Below are 22840 nucleotides of genomic sequence, written 5' to 3'. Positions count from 1 at the left end.
CTGGCTTGACCCTAGAGTTAGCCCTGTCAGTCGAACGAGGAACACATGATGGGGCAGCACAACGGTCTTGATTACACGGGCAAGGTGGTCCTGGTCACCGGTGGTACCAAGGGCATCGGCGCGGGTATCGCCCAGGCGTACCTGGACGCCGGCGCCGAGGTCATCGTCTGCGCCCGCAATGCCCCCGAACACCTGCCGGCCAGCGGCAGCCGCAGCGCGGCGTTCTTCGCCGTCGACGTGCGTGACGCGGATTCCCTGCAGGCATTGTTCGATGGCATCCAGCGCGACTTCGGTCGCCTCGATGTGCTGGTCAACAACGCCGGTGGCGCTCCGGCGGCGGAGGCGGCCACGGCGTCGCCGCGTTTCCACGAGAGCATCATCCGCCTCAACCTGATCGCCCCGCTGAACGTCGCCCAGCACGCCAACCGCCTGATGCAGGCGCAGGCGCAGGGCGGTTGCATCGTGTTCATCGGCAGCGTCGCCGCCCAGCGTCCGTCGCCGGGAACCGCCGCCTATGGCGCGGCCAAGGCGGGCGTGCTGGCACTGGTCACCTCGCTGGCGGTGGAGTGGGCGCCCAAGGTGCGGGTGGTCACCGTCAGCCCCGGCCTGGTGCTCACCGAACAGGCCCATCTGCACTACGGCAGCGAGGCCGGTATCGCCGCGGTCGGTGCCGGCATTCCCGCCGGGCGCATGGCTGCGGCAGCGGATATCGCCAACGCCTGCCTGTTCATCGCTTCCCCCCTGGCCAGCTACGCCAGCGGCTGCAACCTGCTGCTGCACGGCGGTGGCGAGCGTCCCAGCTTCCTCGCCGCAGCGCAGGCCTGATCGACCCCACGGCGGCGCCGTCGGTGGCCGCCCTCACTTTGCAGGAGACGACTGTGGCTGATCCACAATTGCTGTCCAACGTGCGCGCCCTGGTGGGGCGCGAATACGGCCGGGTGTATGCCTGGGACGAGGTCAACGCGCCAATGATCCGCCAGTGGTGCGAGATCATGGGCCTGGAAAACCCGCTCTACACCGATCCCGCCGCGGCCCTGCAAGGGCCTCACGACGGGATCGTGGCACCGCCTTCCATGCTCCAGGTGTGGACCATGGAAGGCCTGCACGCCAACAACTATCCGCCAGGCTCCACCGACCAGAACCCCTATGAAGTGCTCAAGCTGATCGAGGAGCATGGCTACGCCTCGGTGGTGGCGGTGAACTCCGAGCTGACCTTCAAGCGCCCGGTGCACCTGGGCGAGCGCCTGTACTACACCACCCGCCTGGACGCGGTGGGCGACGAGAAGACCACCGCCCTGGGTACCGGCTTCTTCGTCACCCTGGTGATGAGCCACTTCGTCGAGAAACCGGACGGCGACGAGCCGGTGGGCGAGTTGCTGTTCCGCGTGTTCAAGTTCCGCCCGGCCAACGCCCAGCCCGCGGCCAGACCGGTCGAAGCGGTGGCCAAGCCCAAGCGACCACTGCCCGGCATCAGCGACGACACCCGGTTCTTCTGGGAAGGCTGCGCCGAGAACAAGCTGCTGATCCAGCGCTGCACCGCTTGCTCGACCCTGCGCCACCCGCCGGCACCGGTATGCATTGAGTGCCACAGCTTCGACTGGGACACGGTCCAGGCCAGTGGCCGCGGCAGCCTGTATTCCTTCGTGGTCATGCACTACCCGCAGGTGCCGCCCTTCGATCATCCCAATCCGATCGGCCTGGTCGAGCTGGAGGAGGGCGTGCGCCTTATCGCCGGGCTCACCGGGGTCCAGCGCGACGAACTGAAGATCGGCCAGCGCCTGCAGGTGGAATTCCAGGTCTTCGACGAACAGCAGACCCTGCCGCTGTTCCGTCCCGTGGCCGACGGGGAGTAAGCGCCGATGGATTTCGAATTGAGCGAAGACCAGCGCGCCATCGAGCAGATGGCCGACAGCCTGTTCGTCGACCACTGCGACGATGACGCCCTGCGCCACTGGGACCTGAGCGGCGAACCGCTGATGGCGGCGCTGTGGAACCTGTGCCGCGAGACCGGCCTGCATGCCCTGGCGATCCCCGAGCACCACGGCGGCAGCGGCCTGGGCATGACCGAGCTGATGCTGGTGCTGCAGGCCCAGGGACGTGGCCTTGGCCAGGTACCGCTGTGGCGCCATCAACTGGTGGCGACGGCATTGGCGACCTTCGCCGCCGAGGAGTACGCGAGCTGGATCGAGCAGGCCGCCAGTGGCGAAAAACTGCTCAGCCTGTCGCTGGACGGCGTGCATGCCGCCCGCGGCATTGAGCTGGAAGCCACGCCCAACGGCGCCGACTGGCTGCTCAATGGCCGCGTCGCCGCCTTGCCGCTGGCCGCGCAGTCCGCTGCGGCGCTGGTGCCGGTGCTGCTGCATGGCCAGCCACGCCTGTGCCTGCTCGACCTGCAAGCGCCCAGCGTGCGCCTGACCCCGGCGGTGATGACCCACGGCGAGGCGGTGGCCGACGTGCAAGTGGAAGGCTATCGCCTGGACCATCTGCTGCCGGTCAACGCCCTCGACTGGCTGGAACCCCGTGCCATTGCCGCCCTGGCCGCGCTGCAGCTGGGGGTCAGCCAGGAGCAGATTCGCCGCACCGTGGCCTATGTCAGCGAGCGCGAGCAGTTCCAGCGGCGCATCGGCAGCTTCCAGGCCGTGCAGATGAGCATGGCCGACGCCCATATCGCCCTGGAAACCCTGCGCAGCACCCTCTGGCAGCTGTGCTACCGCCTCGACGCCGGCCTGCCGGCGCCCTCGGAAGCCCTGGCCACGGCCTGGCTGGCCTGCGAGGCCGGGCACCGCATCGGCCATGTCGCGCAGCACGTGCATGGCGGCATCGGCGTCGACCTGACCTATCCGATCCACCGTTTTCTCTACTGGAGCCGCGCCCTGGGCCTTGCCCTTGGCGGTTCGGCGGCCTGCCTGGAACGGCTCGGCGACTGGCTGAGCGATAACGACAAGCTGGGATGGAAATATGACCTTGAAGAACACCAAGCGCTTTGAAGACGTGCGTCCCGGCGAAGCACTGCCGGAGCTGGCGGTGCCGATCAGCGTGGCGCTGATCGCCGGCGGCGCCATCGCCACCCGCGACTACTTCCCCGGCCACCACGACCTGGACGCCGCCCGTGAACTGGGTTCGCCCCATGTGTTCATGAACATCCTCACCACCAATGGCCTGGTGCAGCGCTTCGTCGAAGCCTGGGCGGGACCGCTGGCGCGCTTCGCGTCGCTGAAGATCAAGCTCGGCGCGCCCAACTACCCGGGCGACTGCATGACCTTCAGCGGCAGTGTCAGCGCGCTCGACCCTGAAACCCGCACGGTCGAAGTGAGCCTCGCCGGAAAGAACTCGATGGGCAACCACTTGACCGGCACGGTCGAGCTGGTCCTGCCCTGAATGGCTCCTGCGGGAGCTGTCTGATGTTTCATTGAAGGAAAGACCTGATGAGTCAATCGTCGATTTCCGGGCGCGCCGCCATCGTCGGCCTGGGCGCCACCGAATTTTCCAAGAACTCCGGGCGCACCGAGCTGCGCCTGGCCATGGAAGCCACCCTCGAAGCCCTGCGCGACGCCGGCATCGATCCGTCCGAGGTGGAGGGCTTCAGCTCCTACTCGGTGGACAAGGTCCCGGAGTACGAGATCGCCCGCCTGCTGGGTTGCAAGGAGGTCAAGTTCTTCTCCCAGGTACCCCATGGCGGCGGCGCCGCCTGTGCTCCGGTGATGCATGCGGCGATGGCCGTGGCTACCGGCGTGGCCAAGGTGGTGGTGGTCTACCGGGCGATGAACGAGCGCTCCTGGTACCGCTTCGGCACCGGCACCTACGGCTTCGCCTCGACGCCGATCTTCGAGAACGTCAACTACGGCTGGTACATGCCCCACGGTTTCCATACCCCGGCGGCCTGGGTCGGCATGTTCGCCCAGCGCTACATGCACACCTATGGCGCCACGTCCGAGGACTTCGGCCGGGTGGCGGTGGCGGTGCGTGATTTCGCCGCCAGCAACCCCAAGGCGTTCTTCCACGGCAAGCCGATCACCCTGGAAGAACACCAGGCCTCGCGCTGGATCTGCGAACCGCTGCACCTGCTGGACTGCTGTCAGGAATCCGATGGTGCGGTGGCCATGGTCATCACCTCGGCCGAGCGCGCCCGCGACCTGAAGCAGAAGCCGGTGACCATCAAGGCCGGCGCCCAGGGCATCAGCAATGGCCAGCAGGTCATGACCTCTTTCTACCGCGACGACATCACCGGCCTGCCGGAAATGGGCGTGGTGGCCAGGGAGCTGTATCGCCAGTCGGGCCTCGGCCCCGAAGCCTTGCAGACCGCCGTGATCTACGACCACTTCACTCCGTTCGTGCTGCCCCAGCTGGAGGAATTCGGCCTGGCCCCACGCGGCGAGGCCAAGGAATTCATCCGCGCCGGCCATCACGCCCGTGGCGGCAAGCTGCCGATCAACACCCACGGCGGACAGCTGGGCGAAGCCTATATCCACGGCATGAACGGCATCGCCGAGGCGGTGCGCCAGGTGCGTGGCACGGCGGTGAACCAGGTGGCCGACGTGGAGAACGTACTGGTCACCGCCGGTACCGGCGTGCCCACCAGCGGCCTGATTCTCGGCGCGGCCTAAGGAGCAGACCATGTTCGTCGACCTCACACCCGAACAACATGCCCTGCGCCGCAAGGTGCGGGACTATTTCCAGGCCTTGATGACCCCCGAGCTGCGTGAGCAGTTGCGTGGCAAGGAGGGCGGCGAGCTGTTTCGCCAGACCATCCGCCAGATGGGCCGCGACGGCTGGCTGGCGGTGGGCTGGCCCAAGGCCCATGGCGGCCAGGGCTATGCCGCCACCGAGCAGCTGATCTTCTTCGAGGAAGCCAATATCGCCGGGGCGCCGCTGCCCTTCGTGACCATCAGCACGGTGGGCCCGGCGCTGATGGAGCACGGTAGCGCGGCGCAGAAGGAGCGTTTCCTGCCGGGCATCGCCGCCGGCGAGATCATGTTCGCCATCGGCTATTCCGAACCGGACGCCGGCAGCGACCTGGCGGTGCTGAAGACCAGCGCGCGCCTGGACGGCGAACACTTCGTGGTCAACGGCAACAAGCTGTGGACCTCGGGCGCCGAGTCCGCCGACTTCATCTGGCTGGCGGCGCGCACCGACCCCGGCCTGGCCCGGCACAAGGGCGTATCGATCCTGATCCTCGATACCACGCTGCCGGGTTTCTCCAGCACGGTGATCCCGACCACCAGCAACCCTACCGCGGCCACCTACTACGACAACGTACGGGTGCCCCGGGACATGCTGGTGGGCGAATTGAATGGTGGCTGGAAGCTGATCACCGCCCAGCTCAACCATGAGCGCCTGGGGCTGGGGTCCTGGTCGGACAAGGTGGTGGGGCTGTTCCGCCGCGTCTACCTGTGGGCGAAAAGCCGCGACGAGCAGGGGCGCCGGGCCATGGACAAGGCCTGGGTGCGCAGCTCCCTGGCCGAGTGCTATGCGCGCCTGGAGGCCATGCGCCTGATCAACCTGCGCATCGCCGCCAACCTGGAGCACGAGCGCATGGACGTGGCCCTGAGTTCGACCACCAAGGTCTATGGCTCGGAATCGGCCATCGAGATCCTCCGTCGCCTGGCGGCGGTGATCGGTGCCAATGGTTCGTTGCGTGCCGGCTCGGCGGCGACCGCGCTGCACGGCGAGCTGGAATACGAGCTGCGGGCGTCGGTCACGGTGACCTTCGGCGGTGGCACCAACGAGATCCAGCGCGAGCTGATCGCCCAGTTCGGCCTGGGGATGCCGCGCACGCAACGCTGAAACGGCAGCGCTGCGGAGCCTGTGGGAGCGGCTTCAGCCGCGATTGCGTCGGTGGATTCCCCACTGTCATCGCGGCTGAAGCCGCTCCCACAGGGGGCTAGCAGGCCGTTGGACCTTTGTCAGATAACAAAAAGGAACAGGTCATGAGCACAATCGAGCAATTCCGGCACGACACCCGTGCCTGGCTGGAGGCCAACTGCCCGGCATCGATGCGCACCGCGATGGGCGAGGGCGAGGTGGTCTGGGGCGCCCGCCAGCCGCAGTTTCCCAGTGAAGACGCCAGGCTGTGGTTCGAACGCATGCGCGACAAGCGCTGGTTCTGCCCGGAATGGCCGGAGGAATACGGCGGCGCCGGACTGGACGCGGAACAGCTGGCGGTACTGGAAAGCGAGCTGCGCCGCCTGAAATGCCGGCCACCGCAGATCAACCTGGGCATCTGGATGCTCGGCCCGGTGCTGCTGGCCTACGGCAGCGAAGAGCAGAAACGCAGCCTGCTGCCGCCCATGGCCCGCGGCGAGACCCGCTGGTGCCAGGGCTTTTCCGAGCCCAACGCCGGCTCCGACCTGGCCAGCCTGAAGATGGCCGCCCGCGACGGCGGCGACCATTTCGTGGTGGACGGCAGCAAGATCTGGACCTCCTACGGCGACAAGTCCGACTGGATGTACGCCCTGGTGCGCACCGACTTCACGGCGCCCAAGCATGAAGGCATCAGCCTTATCGTGCTGGACATGCGCAGCCCCGGGGTGAAGGCGGTGCCGATCGACCTGATCAGCGGCAAGTCGGCGTTCTGCCAGGTGTTCTTCGATGGCGTGAAGGTGCCCAAGAGCCAGCTGGTCGGCCCGCTCAACGGTGGCTGGAACCTCGGCAAGTACCTGCTGCAGCACGAGCGCAAGGCGATGTCCAAGTTCGGCGAGATCAGCCTGCCGTCGCATTTCGACCTGGCGGCGCTGGTCCGCGAATACCTGCCCGAACCCCAGGGCCAGGGCGAACTGGCCCTGCGTGCCCGGGCCACGGCCTGTGCCATGAACGAGCACGCCTACAACCTCACCGTGCAGCGCATGGGCGAGGAAGCCCGGCAGGGCGACGACGTGGGCGGGCTGATGGCGATCATGAAGCTGGTGCATACCGAGCAGGAGCGGGACAAGTTCGAAGTGCTGCTGGACCTGCTGGGCGGCCATGCCTTCGGCTGGCAGAGCGAGGCCTTTGACGAGCGCGAGCTGGCGGTGACCCGTGGCTGGCTCAACAGCTACGCCCTGACCATTTCCGGTGGCGCCTCGGAAGTGCAGTTGAACGTGATCGCCAAGCGCGTGCTTGGCCTGCCCGATGGCAAGAAAGGAGCGACGGCATGAACCTGCGTTACAGCGAAGAACAGCGCCTGCTGGCCGACAGCGCAAGGGACTTCCTCGCCGCCCGCGGTCCGGTGGCGGCACAGCGCAAGCTGCGTGACGAAGGCGCGGAGCATGGCTTCGACCCGCAGCTTTGGCAGGATGCGGTCAACCTTGGCTGGAGCGCGATCGCCTTTCCCGAGGAACTGGGCGGCCTGGCCTTTGGATGCATGGGCCTGGGGCCGGTGTTCGAGGCCATCGGCCAGAACCTTTCCGCGACGCCTTTGCTTTCCAGCGTGGTGCTTGGCGGTTCGCTGCTGCACCTGGCCGGCGATGCCGGGCAGCAGGCGCGCTGGCTGCCGGGGCTGATTGCCGGCGGCCTGCGGGTGGCCCTGGCACTTGACGAACGCGCCCGGCACAACCCGCTTGCCACCTGCCTCAGGGCAGTGGCTGAGGGTGACGGTTATCGCCTGGAGGGTGACAAGTTCTGGGTGGTCGACGGCGTCGGTGCCGATGTCTTCGTGGTTGCCGCGCGGACTTCCGGAAGCGCGGGGGAGGCCCGGGGTATCAGCCTGTTCCTGCTGCCTGCCGACACGCCGGGGCTGAGCGTCAGCGCCTTGCCGCTGATCGATTCGCGCAACTGCGCGCGTCTGCAATTGCGCGAGGTGCGTCTGGGCCGTGATGCATTGCTGGGCGAGGAAGGCCAGGGCTGGGCGGTGCTTGACCGGGTGCTGGATCGTGGCCGGGCCTGTCTGGCGGCGGAGCTGCTGGGGATCGCGGAGCAGTTGTTCCAGAGCACCCTGGAGTACCTCAAGACCCGGGTCCAGTTCGATGTCCCGATCGGCTCGTTCCAGGCCTTGCAGCACCGGGCGGCGCGCTTGTTCGTCGACCTGTCGCTGGCCCGCAGCGCGGTGATGGCGGGCTTGTCGGCGCTGGATGACGCCGCGCTGGAACCGGCGCAGCGCGGTCGCCTGGTCAGCCTGGCGAAGTGGAAGGCCGGTGACACGGCGATCAAGGTGGCCAACGAGGCGGTGCAGATGCATGGCGGGATCGGCGTCACCGATGAGCTGGATGTCGGCTTGTACCTGAAGCGGGTACGGGTGGCGCAAGCGTGCCTGGGCGATCGGGATTTCCACTGCGAGCGCTACCAAACCCTGGCCTGACGCGTTGTCTGGGAGACACCAAGAACATGAACATCGAACACTGGCGCAACGCCTGGCAGCAACTGATTGCCCCGGGCGCGCCGTTTGAAGTGATGGAGACCGGGCAGGGCACGCGGCTGTTTCGCCACGCCCCCCGGACCCTGCAGGACGTGATCGAATCGGCGCGGGTCCACGGCGACCGCGAATTCCTGGTCTGGCAGGACGAGCGCCTGACCTTCGCCGCGTTCTTCGACCAGGTCGAACGCCTGGCCGGCCAGTTGCTCGCCCGTTTCGGCCTGCAACCGGGCGAACGGGTGGCCATCGCCCTGCGCAACCAGCCGGCCTGGCTGGTGGCCTTCGCCGCGGTGCAGCGCTGCGGCGGGGTCTGCGTGCCGCTGAACAGCTGGGGCCTGCGTGACGAACTGCTGCACGGCTTGGAGGACAGTGGCGCGGGCCTGCTGCTGTGCGACGAGGCCCGCTTGAACCTGTTGCAGGACGACCTGACGGCCCGGCAACGCACCACCGTGGTGGTCGGCCTGCCTGCGACCCCGACCTTGGCGGACTGGTGCTTCCGTTACGAGGACCTGCTGGCCGCCGAGCCCCTGGGCGCACCGCAGGTCAGCGTGGAGCCGGACGCCCCGGCCCTGATTCTCTACACCTCCGGCACCACCAGCCGGGCCAAGGGCGCCTTGTCCAGCCATCGCGCCGTGTGCCAGGCCCTGACGGCCCTGGAGTTCCAGGGCATGTTCTGCGCCATGAGTTCGCCCGAGCGCATCGCCAGGGTGATCGCCAGCGGCTTCGCCCCGACCACCTTGATGGCGGTGCCGCTGTTCCATGTCAGCGGGCTGCACGCACAGTTCCTCTCGGCGCTGCGTGCCGGGCGGCGCCTGGTGCTGATGTACAAGTGGGACGTGGACAAGGCCATCGACCTGATCCGCGACGAGCGCTGCACCCAGTTCAACGGCGCACCTGTGATGATGCAGCAGTTGCTGGCCTCGCCGCGCTTCGGCGGGGAGGACACCGTCAGCCTGTTCGGCCTTGGCCTGGGTGGAGGTGCGTCCTCCGCCGGCTTGCTGGCCGCGATGGCCGAGCGCAAGCCCGACGTGATCGGTGGCAGCGGCTATGGCCTGACCGAAAGCAATGGCATCGGCGCGGCGATCGGCGGCGAGCAGTTCCTGCACAAGCCGGCCAGCGCCGGCTGGCCGTTGCCCATCGTCGATGTGCGCATCGGTGACAGCCCCGGGCAGCCATTGCCGGCGGGCGCCGAAGGGGTCGTCTGGCTGCGCTCGCCAACGCTGATGGAGGCCTACTGGAACCTGCCCGGGGCCAGCGCCGAAACCTTGCGCGAGGGGTGGCTGGACACCGGTGATATCGGCTATCTCGACGACGACGGCTTCCTGCATATCAGCGGGAGGATCAAGGAATTGATCAACCGTGGTGGGGAGAAGATCTCGGCGGCGGAGATCGAGACCTGTGTCGGCGATATGCCGGGGGTGGATGAAGTGGCGGTGTTCGCCGTGGCGGATGCCGAACTGGGCGAGGCGGTGGCCCTGGTGATCCAGGGCGAGGCGCCGCCGACGGCGGAGGAGGCCAGGGCGTTCGTCGCCGCCCGGCTGGCCGGATACAAGGTGCCGGCCCATGTGTTCCGGGTCAGTGAGGCATTGCCCAGGAATGCCAGCGGGAAGGTGCTCAAGGGTGTGTTGAGGCAACAGCTTCTAGGTTGACGCCGCAAACCCTGTGGGAGCGGGTTTACCCGCGATTACGATGGTGGCTTCACCGCCGCAATCGCGGGTAAACCCGCTCCCACAGGGTCCGCGTTGTCTTGTCGAGTCCGGTATTCAGTAATGGGCCTTCTGCAACACCGCCCCACCGCCGCAACCCCGAATTCTTAGTCTTTCCGGACGATGTTTCCCCCGCTGGAAAACCAACAATGGGGCTCACCCGAAAGCCTTTATCAGCAGGAGGCAATACATGAAAACAACAAGAACCGCCGTCATGCTCGCGGTGGCGCTGAGTGCCAGTCACCTGGCCAGCGCCGCCGTTTCCCCGGAAGAAGCCGCCCGCCTGGGCAAGGACCTGAACTGCGTCGGCGGTGAAATGGCCGGCAACGCCGCCGGCACCATCCCGCCCTATACCGGCAAGTACCTCGGCGAAGTACCGGGCTGGAACCATGTGAAGTTTTCCGGCGACCAGCCGGTCGATCCCTACGCCGACGAGAAGCCGATCCTGGTCATCACCGCGGCCAACATGAGCCAGTACGAGTCGCACCTGAGCGACGGGCAGAAGGCCCTGCTGAAGAAATACCCGACCAGCTACAAGATGAACATCTACCCGGGACACCGCGATTTCCGCTACCCGGACTACGTGTGCAAGCGCGCCATGGACAACGCCCTGCACGCCAAGCTGGTGAACGACGGCCTGGGCATCGAAGGCCTCGGCCAGGTGCCGTTCCCGATTCCGAAAAACGGCATGGAAGTGTTGTGGAACCACCAGTTGCCGGCTCGCGCCTACACCGAGGAAAAGATCTCCGATCTGGCCTCGGTGCTGCCCAACGGCAGCATCGGCTGGGGCCGCGCCCATGCGCGCAACCTGTCGCAGGCCAACTCGCCGAGCGTGGAGCCGAAGACCGAGGACGGCGTCCAGGCCATGAGCTACAACACCACCCTGAAACCGGCCCGTGACAACGGCGTGATCAGCATCGCCCACGAGCCCTACAACTTCGCCACCTCGGCGCGCCAGGCCTGGTCCTACAGTCCGTCCACCCGCCGCGTGCGGCAGATGCCCGGCTACGGCTACGACCAGCCGATGATCGGCACCAACGGCACCATGACCGTGGACGAGGACCGCCTGTTCAACGGCGGCCCCGAGCGCTACAACTGGAAACTGCTGGGCAAGCGCGAGATCTACGTGCCGGCCAACGCCTTCAAGGCCAACTCGGCGAAGTACAGCTACGCGGACATCCTCACTCCCAACCATCCCAACCCCGAGGTGATGCGTTATGAGCTGCGCCGGGTCTGGGTGGTCGAGGCAGACCTGAAGGAAGGCTTCCGCCACGTCTACGGCAAGCGCGTGCTGTTCATCGACGAGGACACCTGGAACGCGGTGATGGCCGACAACTACGATGCCCGCGGGCAACTGTGGAAGCACGCCATGATCAACTACTACTACCACCCGGACATGAGCGGCTGGCAGGCCGGCTCGCAGTTCTTCATGGACCTCAACTCCGGCCAGTACACCGGCTACGGCATGACCAACGAAGCGAAGAAGGGGCCGATCCTCAACGAGGGCAAGTACACCCCGGACATGTACACCGCCGACGCCGCCCGGGCCGTCGGCCGCTAGGCCATCTGCGCAGGCTATGGGAACCCCGTCGGTAACGATGGGGTTTTTTCGTTGACGGCTCTGTCCCGCACCCCACAAAGCCATTGCTTGTTAAAAAGATCCTCTGTACCGTCCGCCGCTTCGTCACCCCAGAACAGGAATTCCCCCCATGAGCCTATGGAAGAAACTGGTGACCGCCGTGCGCGGCGGCGCCTCCGAGATTGGCGAGGCGATCGTCGATGCCAACGCCATCCGCATCCTCGAGCAGGAGCAGCGCGATGCCGATGCCGCCCTGGTCAAGGCGCGCAACGGCCTGATCGAGATCAAGGCCAAGCACAAGCTGGCCCAGCAGCGCGTCGACGGCCTGCAGAGCGATATCGCCAGTTGGGAAGGCAAGGCCCTGGCGGCACTCAACGCCGAGCAGGAAGGCCTGGCCACCGAATGCGCCGGCCGTGTCGCCGAGCTGGAAACCCAGGTCGCCCAGGAGCGCGAGATGGCCGCGCAGTTCGACAAGCAGGTCGGGCTGCTGCAGGCGCAGATCACCGAAGCGGAAAGCCGCCTGAAGGGCCTGCGCCAACAGACCGAGATGGCCAAGGCGCGGGAAACCGTGCAGCAGGCCCGGGTCGCCACGGCCAGCGCCACCGGTGGCGCCAATGGCAAGGTGGAGACGGCACTGGACTCCCTGGCGCGGATCAAGCAGCGCCAGGACGAACGCGATGCCAAGCTGGACGCGGCCCAGGAACTGGCCGAGGTGAGCAGCGGCGACGACCTGGAGAAGCGCCTGCAGGCGGCCGGGATCGGTGCGCAGCAGACCGGTGCCAATGATGTGCTGGCGCGCTTGCGGGCCAGGCAGCAGGACGGCAAGGCGGCCCTCTGAGACTTTTTCAGGGTTCAGCAGGGACCTGTGGGAGTTCACCCAGCCCTGCGGGGCTGCGCTGTCGCGCAGAGAACATGGGTCGAATGTTCGACGCGTACCTTGTGGGAGCGGGTTTACCCGCGATTTCGGTAGTGAATTCACCATCGCAATCGCGGCGGTCCGGCGTCCCGGTAAACCCGCTCCCACAGTGGGCCGAGTCGATCTCTCGGCCAATGAATTTCAAGGATTAGTGATGAGCTGGATCAAACGCATGCTCGGCCTGCAGGCTCCTTTGCCTGCCGCCCGTGGCACTGCTCCTGCACAAGCCCCCGAAGCGCCTCTCGGCCTGGCTTCCGGGCGCATGCTCTGCCTCGACAAACACCTGCCGCTGCTGCTGGCCGACGCCTCGACCCTGGTCCTCCCGGGCGACGAGAAGGTCTGGGCCTGCGGCACCCTCGACCTTGGCCAGGGCACGCGCCTGGAGCGCTTCTACCTGGACGACGAGGACTACTTCCTGCAGGTGGTGATGCACGGCAACGCCGCCGAGGATATCGAGGACATCATTCTCTTCGGTTACCACCAGGTCACCCCGATCAACAGCCGTGACGAACTGCTGCGCCTGACCGGCCCGCAGTCGCCCATCGGCCTGCCGGGCTTCGAGCTGGACGGCATCGAATACCAGCGCCAGTGGGGCTCGGAAGACGGCCAGACCGAACTGGTGCCCATGCAAGAGCAGGTGTGCAACCCGGAAACCCGCTACCGCGTGCGCCACCACAGCATGCTCTATGCCCGCGACATCGAGCTGGTGAACCGCCGGGAATTCCTGCTGTTCTCCGTCGAGGAAGACGAGGAGGGCAACGTCGCGCTGTCCACCGCCGTCGGCATCACCCTGCAACTCACCGATATCACCGTTATCTGACAAGGAAGCACCATGCTCGAAGCACTCCGACTGTCGCTCGATGCGACCGCCGTATTCGGATTCGTCCTCTACATTGTCGTCGCCCTGGCCCTGTTCGCCCTGTTCCAGTTCCTCTACACCCTGATCACCCCGCACAAGGAGTTCGAACAGATCCGCCAGAACAATCCGGCGGCGGCCATCGCCCTGGGCGGTTCGCTGATCGGTTTCGCCCTGCCGGCGAGCAATGTCATCGCCTACAGCATCAGCGTGGTCGATGTGGTGGTCTGGGCGCTGATCGCCGCCGTCGTGCAACTGCTGGCCTTCGTCGGTACCAGTCTGGTACTCAAGGGCCTGTCCCGGCGCATCGTCGAGGGCGAGCTGGCCGCGGCGATCTATGCCGCCGCCGTCGCCATCAGCGTCGGCTTCCTCAACTCGGCCTGCATGACCCCGTCGGCCTGAGCAAGGAGAAGCCCATGAGACCTCGTAGTTCCGCCAAGCTCCTGCTGGTCGGCGCGCTGCCCCTGGCCATCAGCGGTTGCAGCGACCCCGAGCAGACCGTCACCTGGTCGGTGAAGGACAACTTCAAGAACGTCCAGGCCTGTGTCGACGCCAGATTCCCCGTGGACGTGTGTTCCGATGCCTATATCCAGGCCATGGTCGACCATCGCAAGGTCGCCCCGGTCTACACCGATCGCGCCGCCTGCGACGCCGACTTCGTCGAGGGCTATTGCCAGCCCACCTCGGACGGGAAGTTCATGCCGCAGATGGGCGGTTTCGAGCTGGCCATGTCCGGCGAGATGCCCAAGGCCCAGGCCGAGCAGATCCAGCAGCAGGCCGCGCAGCAAGACGCGCAGCAGGGCGCATCCTCCAGTGGCGTCGGCGGCACGGTCGCCGCGGCAGCCACTGGCGCCCTGGCCGGGATGCTGATCGGTAATGCCATGAGCAATCGCAGCGCGCCGCGCTACCAGTCGCAGCCGGTCTACCAGAACCGTGATTCGCGCGGCAGCTACCAGACCTCGACGCTGTCGCGGCAGATCGAGCAGGGCAAGACCTTCAGCCGCTCCACCCAGCCGCAGCGCTACAAGCAGGACGACAAGCAAGGCAGCTCGTCCGGTTACTACGGCGGCTCCGGCTCGACGCGCTCCACCAGCAGCACGTCGGCATTCCGTTCCGGCTCGGGTTCCAGCGTCAGTTCCAGCATTTCCCGCGGCGGTTTCGGCCAGCAGGCCACGGCGCGCAGCGGCTGGGGTGGCAAGAGCTCCGGATTCGGCGGTTGAGATGAAGAAGATCAGCATCGAGGAACGGCCGGACTGGCAACGCATCGTCGAAGGCGAAGGCTTTGACTTCCATACCATCGACGGCGAGCGCTACTGGGACGAGCGTGGCTACTACCAGTTCAGCGAACGCCAGATCAGCGACGATCTGGAAGCGCCGACCCAGGACGTGCATGCCATGTGCCTGGACGTGGTGGAGCGGGTGGTGGCGTCGGAGGAACTGCTGACCCGCCTGGCGATTCCGCCGGCGTTCTTCGATCTGGTCCGCGACTCGTGGCGCGAAGGGCATCCGCACCTCTACGGGCGTTTCGACTTCATCTACGACGGCAACGGCCCGGCCAAGTGCATCGAAGCCAACTACGACACGCCCACCAGCCTGCTGGAGGCCGGCTCGGTGCAACTGTTGTGGCTGGAGCACCAGGTCGCCGCCGGCGTGCTGCCGGCTTCGGCGACCCAGTTCAATACCATCGCCGAAGACCTGGTCCAGGCCTTCCGCGGCTTTGCCAACGACGCGCCGTTCCACTTCGCGGCCATGTCCGGATCGCCGGAGGACCGTGGCACCACGGATTTCCTGCGGCGCATGGCGGCCCACACCGGGATCGACGCGCGGCATATCGATATCGAGGACATCGGCCTGCACGACGGGCAGTTCGTCGACCTCGACGGCCAATGGATCCAGCGCCTGTTCAAGCTGCACGCCTGGGAGCACATCTTCCACGAACCGTTCGGCCAGGCAGTGCCGGGCTGCGACACGTTGTTCGTGGAGCCGGCGTGGAAGTCCATCGTCAGCAACAAGGGCATCCTCGCCTTGTTGTGGGAGTTCAACCAGGGCCATCCGAACCTGCTGCCGACCTTCGTCGACTGCGAGCCGCAACGCCCGGTACCCGCAGGCTGGGTGCGCAAGCCGTATTTCTCCCGCGAGGGCGCGAACATCCAGCTACGCACGCCGGACGGCCAGTTCCTCGCCGAGGACGGCCCCTACACCGACGCGCCCTGGATTCTTCAGGAATTCGTGCCGCTGCCGCGTTTCGGCGACAGCTACACCCTGGTCGGCTCCTGGGTGATCGGCGACGTGGCCTCGGGGATCGGCATCCGCGAGGACGACAGCCTGATCACCAAGGACACCAGCCGTTTCCTGCCCCACGTGGTGCTCGACTGAGGTTCATTTCTCCACCAGCGCACGCAAGGCGGCCTTGGCCTCCGGCGTGCGCAGGCGCTCGATGAAGAAGCGGCTCTCGCGCTCGACCACCGCCGCCAGTTCTTCGCGAACGCTGTCCTTGAGCAGTTGCTTGCTGATGCGCAGGGCTTCCTGCGGCATCCGTTGCAGGCGCCTGGCCAGATCCCGTGCCGCGTCCAGGCAGGCTTCACCGTCGTCGTGCAGTTCATTGGCGAGCCCCCAGTGCAGCGCCTGTTCGCCGTTCAAGGCTTCGTTGGCCAGCAGCAGGCGCGCCGCCCGGGCATGCCCGAGCAGGCGCGGCAGCAACAGGCTGGAGCCGAATTCCGGGCACAGGCCCAAGGGCGCGAACGGCATGCGCAGCCTTGCCCCGCGGGATACCAGCACCTGGTCGCAATGCAGCAGCAGGGTTGTACCGATGCCGATCGCCGCGCCGTTGACTGCGGCGAGCAGCGGCTTCTGCAGCCCGAGTACCACGCGCATCATGCGGAACACCGGATGGTCGCGGTCTTCGGGCGGGTGTTCGAGGAAGTCGTGGAGGTCGTTGCCGGCGCTGAAGCAGGTGGCACCGCCGGTGATCAGGATCACCTCGACCCGAGGGTCCTGGTCTGCTGCGGCCAGTTGATCGCCCAGTTGCCGGTACATGGCGCTGTTGAGGGCGTTGAGCTTGTCGGGACGGTTGAGCGTGAGGGTCAGCAGGCCCTGGTCGAGGCTGTCGAGAATCAGGTCGTTCATGGCAGGCGCTTCTTGTCGTTGTCGGATAGGCACTGCGGCGACGGTTTATCACGGGGGTCGCCTTGCTGTACAGTCGTTCAGTCCATTACAACAACGAGATCCGCCGATGAACCAGGAAGCCCGTTATCAACGCATGCTGCCGCAAGAGCGCAAGGCCAACCTGGTCCAGGCGACCCTGACCTGCCTCAAGCGCCATGGTTTCCAGGGCGCGTCGATCCGCAAGATCTGCGCCGAAGCCGGGGTTTCGGTGGGGTTGATCAGCCATCACTATTCGGGCAAGGACGAACTGGTGGCCGAAGCCTACCTGGCGGTCACCGGGCGGGTCATGGGGCTGCTGCGCGAAGCCATGGACCGGGCCGCGCCTAATGCGCGCGAGCGCTTGTCGGCGTTCTTCCGCGCCTCGTTCTGCGAGGAACTGCTCGATCCGCAACTGCTCGACGCCTGGCTGGCGTTCTGGGGCGCGGTGAAGACGGCCGAGGCGATCAACCAGGTGCACGACCATTCCTATGGTGAGTACCGCAATACCCTGAGCCAGGCGCTTGCCGCACTGGCCAGCGAAGAGGGCTGGGAAGGTTTCGACGCGGACCTGGCGGCCATCGCCCTGAGCGCCTTGCTCGATGGCCTATGGCTGGAATCGGGGCTGAACCCGGGGACCTTCACTCGTGAGCAGGGCGTGCAGATCTGCGAGGCCTGGGTCGATGGCCTGCAGGCTGGCGGGCGGCGGCGCTTTTCCCGGACCGAGGCATAGGGCGAACATGCGCCATTCCGGGAGCTGTTGATCGTTCGTTCAGCAACGGTTACGCTGCCTGCGCGTGAAGGTCCAACCCCCATAACAAGAGACAACCGCAATGACGCCTCGGGTTCTGATCGTCGATGACGATCCGCTGATTCGCGAGCTGCTGCACGCCTACCTGTCCCAGGAAGGCTACGAGGTCCACTGTGCCGATACCGCCGAGGGCGCCGAGACGTTCCTCGCCCGCCATGCGGTCGACCTGGTGCTGCTGGATATCCGCCTGCCCGGCAAGGACGGCCTGACCCTGACCCGCGAACTGCGGGTGCGCTCGGAGATCGGCATCATCCTGATCACCGGGCGCAACGACGATATCGACCGCATCGTCGGTCTCGAATGCGGCGCCGACGACTATGTCATCAAGCCCCTGAATCCCCGCGAACTGGTGTCCCGCGCCAAGAACCTGGTGCGCCGCGTGCGTGCCGCCCAGGTCGCGCAGCCGGCACCGGCCAGTAGCCACGCGCTCAAGCAGTTCGCCGACTGGGCCCTGGACAGCGACCGCCGCCGCCTGATCGACCCGCAGGGCGGCGAAACCCTGCTGACCCACGGCGAATTCCAGTTGCTCAGCGTCTTCCTGCGCAACAGCGGTCACACCCTGACCCGCGACCAGTTGATGGACCAGATCCGCAACCGCGAATGGGTGCCCAACGACCGCTCCATCGACGTGCTGGTCGGCCGCCTGCGGCGCAAGCTGCACGACGACCCGGCGGAGCCGCAACTGATCATCACCATCCACGGCACCGGCTACCTGTTCACCGCCAGCGTGGCGGCCTGAAGCCCATGCGCCGGCTGCTGGCGGTTGTCCTGCTGATCGCCGGCCTGCCGGCCGTGGCGGCGGACAAGGTCCGCTATTGCGACTACCCGGTGTACCCGCCGGTGTCCTGGAGCGATGGCCGGCAGGTCCGTGGCCTGGCGCCGACGGTAGTGCGCGAGCTGTTCGCGCGTCTCGGCTACGAGGTGGAGATCGTCGTCCTCGGCAACTGGAAGCGCTGCCTGCTGGACGCGGCGCAGGGACGGGTGGACGTGGTGCTGGCCTACGACAGCGACCAGCGCGACCTGGGCATGCGTTTCTCCAGGGAGCCGGTGATGCGCGAGGAAGTCGCGGTGTTCGTCAACCGTCTGCGCCCGGTGCATTTCGAACGCCTCGACGACCTCGCCAACTACCGTGGCGGCCTGCTGTTCGGCGAAAGCTACGGCCAGGCCTTCGACCGCTTCGTCGCCCGCCACCAGAACATCGAGTGGGTGTCATCCAGCCGGCAGAACTTCGGCAAGCTGATCCGCGGACGCATCGACTTCGTGGTCCAGGAGCGGCGCACCGGCCAATTGTTCGTCGAGAACCTGCCCGGTGCCGGGGATATCGTCGCGCTGCCCCAGGCATTGAGCGTCGACTACCTGCGGGTCGCGGTTTCCAGGCGGTCGCCGCTGAGCGCCCATATGGCGGATATCGACCGGCAACTGCGCGGCATGGCCGAACGAGGGGAAATCGAGCGATGGCTGGAGCAGAGCGAAGTGACCTACCGCGACATGATCCGCCTGCCGGCGAACGCGCCATGATCCGCTGGCGCGCCGACGGCCTGCTGCGCCGCTTGCTGCTCTACATCCTGCTGTTCAGCCTGTGTTTCACCGTGCTGGCCAGTTCCGTGCAGCTGTATTTCGAATACCGCCGGGAGATGCGCGATATCGAGTCGCGCATGGCACTGATCCGCGTCGGCTACCTGGCCAGCCTGGAGCGCAGCCTGTGGGACCTCGACGAGGCGCAGTTGAACACCCAGTTGCGCGGCCTGGTGGACTTCTCCGATGTGGCCCGGGTGCGCCTGAGCAGCGACGACTTCAACCTGCTGCGCGGCGAGGCCGAGCCCAAGGGGCCGTTGCGGGTTGAGCGCTTCGCCCTGGATTACCAGCCACCGTCCGGGCCGCTGCGTCATCTCGGCGAACTGGAAGTGAGCATCGACCTCGGCGCCGTGCATCGCCGCCTGTTCGCCACCGGCTTGACCAGCCTGCTGTGGATGGGCGTGTTCCTCTGCGGCCTGGCGGTGGTGCTGTCGGGGCTGTTCCATCGCCTGGTGACCCGGCACTTGCAGGTCATGGCCGAGTTCGCCCGGCGGGTCGGTGCCGGGCAGTGGCAGGAACCGCTGCGCCTGGAGCGCCGGCCGGCGGCCAGTGGCGATGAAATCGATACCGTGGCCCATGCCCTGGACGACATGCGCCGGGCCATCCTCAGCGATATCGAGCGTCGCGAGCTGGATCGCCTGGCCCTGCAGGACAAGCGCGACGAACTGCAGGCCATGGTCGAGCGGCGCACGGCCAGCCTGGCTCGGGCCAAGGACGAGGCGGAAGCGGCCAACCTGGCCAAGTCGCGCTTCCTCGCCACCATGAGCCACGAACTTCGCACGCCGCTCAACGGCATCCTCGGCATGGCCGAGCTGCTGCGTGGCGCCGTCCTGCAGGGCCGCGACCAGCAACGCCTGGAAGCGCTGCACAAGGCGGGCGAGGGCTTGCTGGCGATACTCGACGAGGTGCTGTACTTCGCCCGTCTCGAAGAAGGCGAAAGCCATCCCGAGCAGGTGGATTTCTCCCTGCAGCGGCTGTGCGCCGAGGTCATCACCTTGCTGGAGCCGCGGGCCACGGCCAACCATGACTTGCTGACCTGCCATCTCGACCCGCGCCTGGCCGCGCGCCAGCACGGAGCCGAGCAGTACCTGCGCCAGGTACTGAGCAACCTGCTGGCCAACGCGATCAAGTTCACCGAGCACGGCGAGGTGACCCTGGAAGTGCTGGTGCTCGACGATCTCGCCGACGGCCAGCGCCTGCGGGTGACGGTCAGCGACGACGGTATCGGCATCGCACCGTCGGTGCAGGCGCGGATCTTCGAGCGCTTCACCCAGGCCAGCGAGGCGGTGGCGCGGCGCTACGGCGGCACGGGCCTGGGCCTGGCGATCTGCAAGCATCTGGTGGAGCGCGTTGGCGGCCGTATCGGCGTGGACAGCGTCGAGGGGCAGGGCAGTTGCTTCTGGTTCGAGCTGGAACTGCGCGACGGCGCGGAAGCCGTGGCGTCGGTGCAGCAGGCGCCCCTGGCGAGCCTGGATATCCTGGTGGTCGAGGACATGGCGTTGAATCGCGAAGTGGCCGCCGGCTTGCTGGAACGCGACGGCCACCGGGTCAGCTTCGCCGAGGACGCCGGGCAGGCCATGCAGCGTTGCCAGCAACGGCTCTACGACCTGATCCTGCTGGACGTGCACCTGCCGGGCATGAGCGGCGTGGAGCTGTGCCGGCGGATTCGCGCGACGCCGGGGCCGAACCGCGACGCGCGCATCCTGGCCCTGACCGCCGGGGTGCAGCCGGCGCAGGTGCCGGTGTATCTGGAGGCGGGGATGCAAGGCGTGCTGGCCAAGCCCCTGCGCCTCGATGCCTTGCGCCAGGCCCTGGGCCTGACCGCAGTGAGCGAGCCACAGGCGACGACCGAGATGGACTGGTCGCTGTTGCAGACCCACCGCACCCTGCTCGGCGAGCAGAAGGTGCAGGGCTTGCTGGCGGTACTGCGTCAGTCGCTGGAGCAGCATTACCCGATCCTGGTCGAGGCATTGCAGGCCGGCGACCACGCGGAGACCGCGCACCAGTCCCATCGCCTGGCGGGCAGCAGCGACTCCCTTGGCTTCCGCGCACTGGCTGCGGTGCTCGGCGAGCTGGAGGGCGCCGCCCGCAAGCATGACCAGGACGCACTCAAGGCCTTGAGCGGTCGCTTGCGAGACCAGGTCGAACAGGCCCGAATCACCCTGGAACGCCTGATCCAGCGCTGACGTACAGAAACGTTACGACTTTTTACATCTTCGATCCTGGCGGACAACGGCGCCTTACATCCTTTTCCAATAATCGACGGCAACCGTGCTGCACGCGGTCCGTCAGGCTTATTGGAGATAACAATAATGAAATGCCGTAAAGCTGATTTCCCTGCCACCTTGCCGCGAGGTGGCCGTGATGAGTGAGTCCAACGAACGTCAGGGCATCCACCTGACCCGCGCCCTGAAGAGCCGGCATATCTTCATGCTGTCCCTGGGCGGGGTGATCGGCACCGGATTGTTCATGGGCTCCGGGGTGACCATCAACCAGGGCGGGCCGATGGGCGCGGTGCTGGCCTACCTGGTGGCCGGGCTGCTGATGTACCTGGTGATGGTCTGCCTCGGCGAGCTGTCGGTGCAGATGCCGGTATCGGGTTCGTTCCAGGCCCATGCCACGCGCTATATCGGGCCGGCCACCGGCTTCATGATCGGCTGGGTGTACTGGATGAGCTGGGCCACCACCGTCGGCCTGGAATTCACCGCCGCCGGCATGCTGATGACCCGCTGGTTCCCCGAGGTGCCGATCTGGTACTGGTCGGCGCTGTTCGTGGTGGTGCTGTTCGGCCTCAACGCCCTGGCCACCCGCGCCTTTGGCGAGGCGGAATACTGGTTCTCCGGGATCAAGGTGCTGACCATCCTGGGCTTCATCGTCATCGGCGTCCTGGTGATGTTCGGCGGCATTTCGCTGTCCAGCGGCGCACCGGCGCCGAAGCTCGACAACCTGATCGGCGATGCGCTGTTCCCCAACGGCCTGTCGGCTGTATTCGCGGTGATGATGACCGTGGTCTATGCCTTCCAGGGCTGCGAGATCATGGGCGTGGCCGCCGGCGAGACCGACCAGCCGGAGAAGAGCATTCCCCGGGCCGTGCGCAACGTGGTGTTCCGCGTGCTGATCTTCTATGTGCTGGCGATCCTGGTGCTGTCGGCGATCGTGCCATGGCAACAGGCCGGGCTGATGGAAAGCCCGTTCGTGCAGGTGTTCGACATGGTCGGCATCCCGTTTGCCGCCGACGTGATGAACTTCGTGATCCTCACCGCGATTCTCTCGGTGGGCAACTCCGGGTTGTATGCCTCGACGCGCATCCTCTGGGCCATGTCCAAAACCGGCATGGCGCCGCGCAGCCTGTCGCCGCTGAGCCGCCGTGGCGTGCCGCTGCGGGCGCTGTGCATCACCCTGTGCTTTGCCCTGGTCTCGTTGATGACCAGCTTCGTCGCCGCAGACACCTTGTTCATGGTGTTGATGGCGGTGAGCGGCATGTCCGGCACCGTGACCTGGATCGTCATCGCCCTGGCCCAGTACCGCTTCCGCAAGGACTTCCTGCGCCAGGGCGGCAAGCTGGAAGACCTCAAGTACCGCGCGCCGTTGTATCCGCTGGTGCCTCTGCTGTGCATCACCCTGTGCAGCTCGCTGTTCGTGTTCCTGGCGATGGATGAGACGCAGCGGCCGTCGCTGTATTGGGGCTTCGGGTTCATTGCGGTGTGCTATGCGGCGTACTTCCTGGTGAACCGGAAGCGGCAGGGTGCGTTCTTGCCTGAGGCTTCAGGTATTTAGATATGTAAATCAGGTGGTTATGCGGTTTTTCTGTTGTATTACCTGATTCAGCGGGGACGTGTAGGAGCGGGTTTACCCGCGATTGCGTCGGCCCCCCGGGGGGGGGGGGACAACACACCCCGGGCCCGGGGACACCCCCACCACCAGCCCCCC

The 22840-nt window shown here is 66.6% G+C and carries 21 protein-coding genes; 20 read left to right on the top strand and 1 reads right to left on the bottom strand.

Translation table 11 applies throughout. The features are described 5' to 3' along the window. Positions 1 to 48 precede the first annotated feature (48 nt). From V0R59_RS29755 to V0R59_RS29685, 15 genes are all read left to right on the top strand, one after another. Positions 49 to 825, top strand: coding sequence for an SDR family oxidoreductase (locus tag V0R59_RS29755; RefSeq protein ID WP_330074131.1), 777 nt, complete (start codon positions 49 to 51; stop codon positions 823 to 825). A gap of 53 nt (positions 826 to 878) precedes the next feature. After that, positions 879 to 1853 (top strand): bifunctional MaoC family dehydratase N-terminal/OB-fold nucleic acid binding domain-containing protein, encoded by a 975-nt coding sequence (locus tag V0R59_RS29750; RefSeq protein ID WP_330074097.1) that lies wholly within the window; start codon positions 879 to 881, stop codon positions 1851 to 1853. A gap of 6 nt (positions 1854 to 1859) precedes the next feature. After that, positions 1860 to 2987 (top strand): acyl-CoA dehydrogenase family protein, encoded by a 1128-nt coding sequence (locus tag V0R59_RS29745; RefSeq protein ID WP_330074096.1) that lies wholly within the window; start codon positions 1860 to 1862, stop codon positions 2985 to 2987. Continuing rightward, complete coding sequence (locus V0R59_RS29740; RefSeq protein ID WP_330074095.1) at positions 2959 to 3378, top strand: MaoC family dehydratase; 420 nt, start codon at positions 2959 to 2961, stop codon at positions 3376 to 3378. The genes V0R59_RS29745 and V0R59_RS29740 overlap by 29 nt, the downstream gene beginning before the upstream one ends. Before the next feature lie 47 nt (positions 3379 to 3425). Next, positions 3426 to 4604, top strand: coding sequence for a lipid-transfer protein (locus tag V0R59_RS29735; RefSeq protein WP_330074094.1), 1179 nt, complete (start codon positions 3426 to 3428; stop codon positions 4602 to 4604). 10 nt (positions 4605 to 4614) lie between these two features. Next, a complete protein-coding gene (locus V0R59_RS29730; RefSeq protein WP_330074093.1) occupies positions 4615 to 5784 on the top strand; it encodes an acyl-CoA dehydrogenase family protein in 1170 nt (389 codons plus the stop codon). A gap of 143 nt (positions 5785 to 5927) precedes the next feature. Continuing rightward, complete coding sequence (locus tag V0R59_RS29725; protein WP_330074092.1) at positions 5928 to 7133, top strand: acyl-CoA dehydrogenase family protein; 1206 nt, start codon at positions 5928 to 5930, stop codon at positions 7131 to 7133. Then, complete coding sequence (locus tag V0R59_RS29720) at positions 7130 to 8272, top strand: acyl-CoA dehydrogenase family protein (RefSeq protein ID WP_330074091.1); 1143 nt, start codon at positions 7130 to 7132, stop codon at positions 8270 to 8272. Before V0R59_RS29725 ends, V0R59_RS29720 begins: the two co-directional genes overlap by 4 nt. Before the next feature lie 26 nt (positions 8273 to 8298). Next, a complete protein-coding gene (locus tag V0R59_RS29715; protein WP_330074090.1) occupies positions 8299 to 9975 on the top strand; it encodes a class I adenylate-forming enzyme family protein in 1677 nt (558 codons plus the stop codon). Positions 9976 to 10222: 247 nt separating this feature from the next. Next, positions 10223 to 11593: a DUF1329 domain-containing protein gene (locus V0R59_RS29710; RefSeq protein WP_330074089.1), complete on the top strand. Its 1371-nt coding sequence runs from the start codon at positions 10223 to 10225 to the stop codon at positions 11591 to 11593. 148 nt (positions 11594 to 11741) lie between these two features. Further along, positions 11742 to 12449 carry a PspA/IM30 family protein gene (locus V0R59_RS29705; protein ID WP_330074088.1) on the top strand — a complete coding sequence of 236 codons (708 nt, stop codon included), beginning with the start codon at positions 11742 to 11744 and terminating at the stop codon, positions 12447 to 12449. Between the two features lie 232 nt (positions 12450 to 12681). Next, on the top strand, positions 12682 to 13347 hold the full coding sequence (locus V0R59_RS29700) for a DUF2491 family protein (protein WP_330074087.1): 666 nt from the start codon (positions 12682 to 12684) through the stop codon (positions 13345 to 13347). A 12-nt stretch (positions 13348 to 13359) separates the two neighbouring features. Then, positions 13360 to 13785, top strand: coding sequence for a DUF350 domain-containing protein (locus V0R59_RS29695; RefSeq protein WP_330074086.1), 426 nt, complete (start codon positions 13360 to 13362; stop codon positions 13783 to 13785). 14 nt (positions 13786 to 13799) lie between these two features. Beyond that, on the top strand, positions 13800 to 14603 hold the full coding sequence (locus tag V0R59_RS29690; RefSeq protein WP_330074085.1) for a DUF1190 domain-containing protein: 804 nt from the start codon (positions 13800 to 13802) through the stop codon (positions 14601 to 14603). A gap of 1 nt (position 14604) precedes the next feature. Then, a complete protein-coding gene (locus tag V0R59_RS29685) occupies positions 14605 to 15759 on the top strand; it encodes a glutathionylspermidine synthase family protein (RefSeq protein WP_330074084.1) in 1155 nt (384 codons plus the stop codon). Between the two features lie 3 nt (positions 15760 to 15762). Here the strand turns inward: V0R59_RS29685 and V0R59_RS29680 are convergent, their stop codons facing one another. Continuing rightward, entirely contained in the window at positions 15763 to 16509 is a 747-nt protein-coding gene (locus V0R59_RS29680) for an enoyl-CoA hydratase (protein WP_330074083.1), read from the bottom strand. A 106-nt stretch (positions 16510 to 16615) separates the two neighbouring features. Between V0R59_RS29680 and V0R59_RS29675 the strand changes: the two genes are divergently transcribed. The 5 genes from V0R59_RS29675 to V0R59_RS29655 all read left to right on the top strand — a co-directional run bounded on the left by V0R59_RS29675 (position 16616) and on the right by V0R59_RS29655 (position 22687). Then, positions 16616 to 17257, top strand: coding sequence for a TetR family transcriptional regulator C-terminal domain-containing protein (locus V0R59_RS29675; RefSeq protein ID WP_330074082.1), 642 nt, complete (start codon positions 16616 to 16618; stop codon positions 17255 to 17257). Between the two features lie 100 nt (positions 17258 to 17357). Further along, on the top strand, positions 17358 to 18074 hold the full coding sequence (locus V0R59_RS29670; protein WP_330074081.1) for a response regulator: 717 nt from the start codon (positions 17358 to 17360) through the stop codon (positions 18072 to 18074). 5 nt (positions 18075 to 18079) lie between these two features. Beyond that, positions 18080 to 18853 (top strand): substrate-binding periplasmic protein, encoded by a 774-nt coding sequence (locus V0R59_RS29665; protein WP_330074080.1) that lies wholly within the window; start codon positions 18080 to 18082, stop codon positions 18851 to 18853. Continuing rightward, positions 18850 to 21096, top strand: a complete 2247-nt coding sequence (locus tag V0R59_RS29660) for an ATP-binding protein (RefSeq protein WP_330074079.1) — start codon at positions 18850 to 18852, stop codon at positions 21094 to 21096. Before V0R59_RS29665 ends, V0R59_RS29660 begins: the two co-directional genes overlap by 4 nt. A 178-nt stretch (positions 21097 to 21274) precedes the next feature. Then, the gene (locus V0R59_RS29655) at positions 21275 to 22687 is read left to right on the top strand and encodes an amino acid permease (protein ID WP_330074078.1); all 1413 of its coding nucleotides are present in this window, start codon (positions 21275 to 21277) and stop codon (positions 22685 to 22687) included. Positions 22688 to 22840: the final 153 nt, after the last annotated feature.

Origin of the sequence: Pseudomonas ulcerans (genome assembly GCF_036324125.1) — a bacterium.
Classification (GTDB): domain Bacteria; phylum Pseudomonadota; class Gammaproteobacteria; order Pseudomonadales; family Pseudomonadaceae; genus Aquipseudomonas; species Aquipseudomonas ulcerans.
This window is presented reverse-complemented; position numbering and strand designations above follow the sequence as displayed.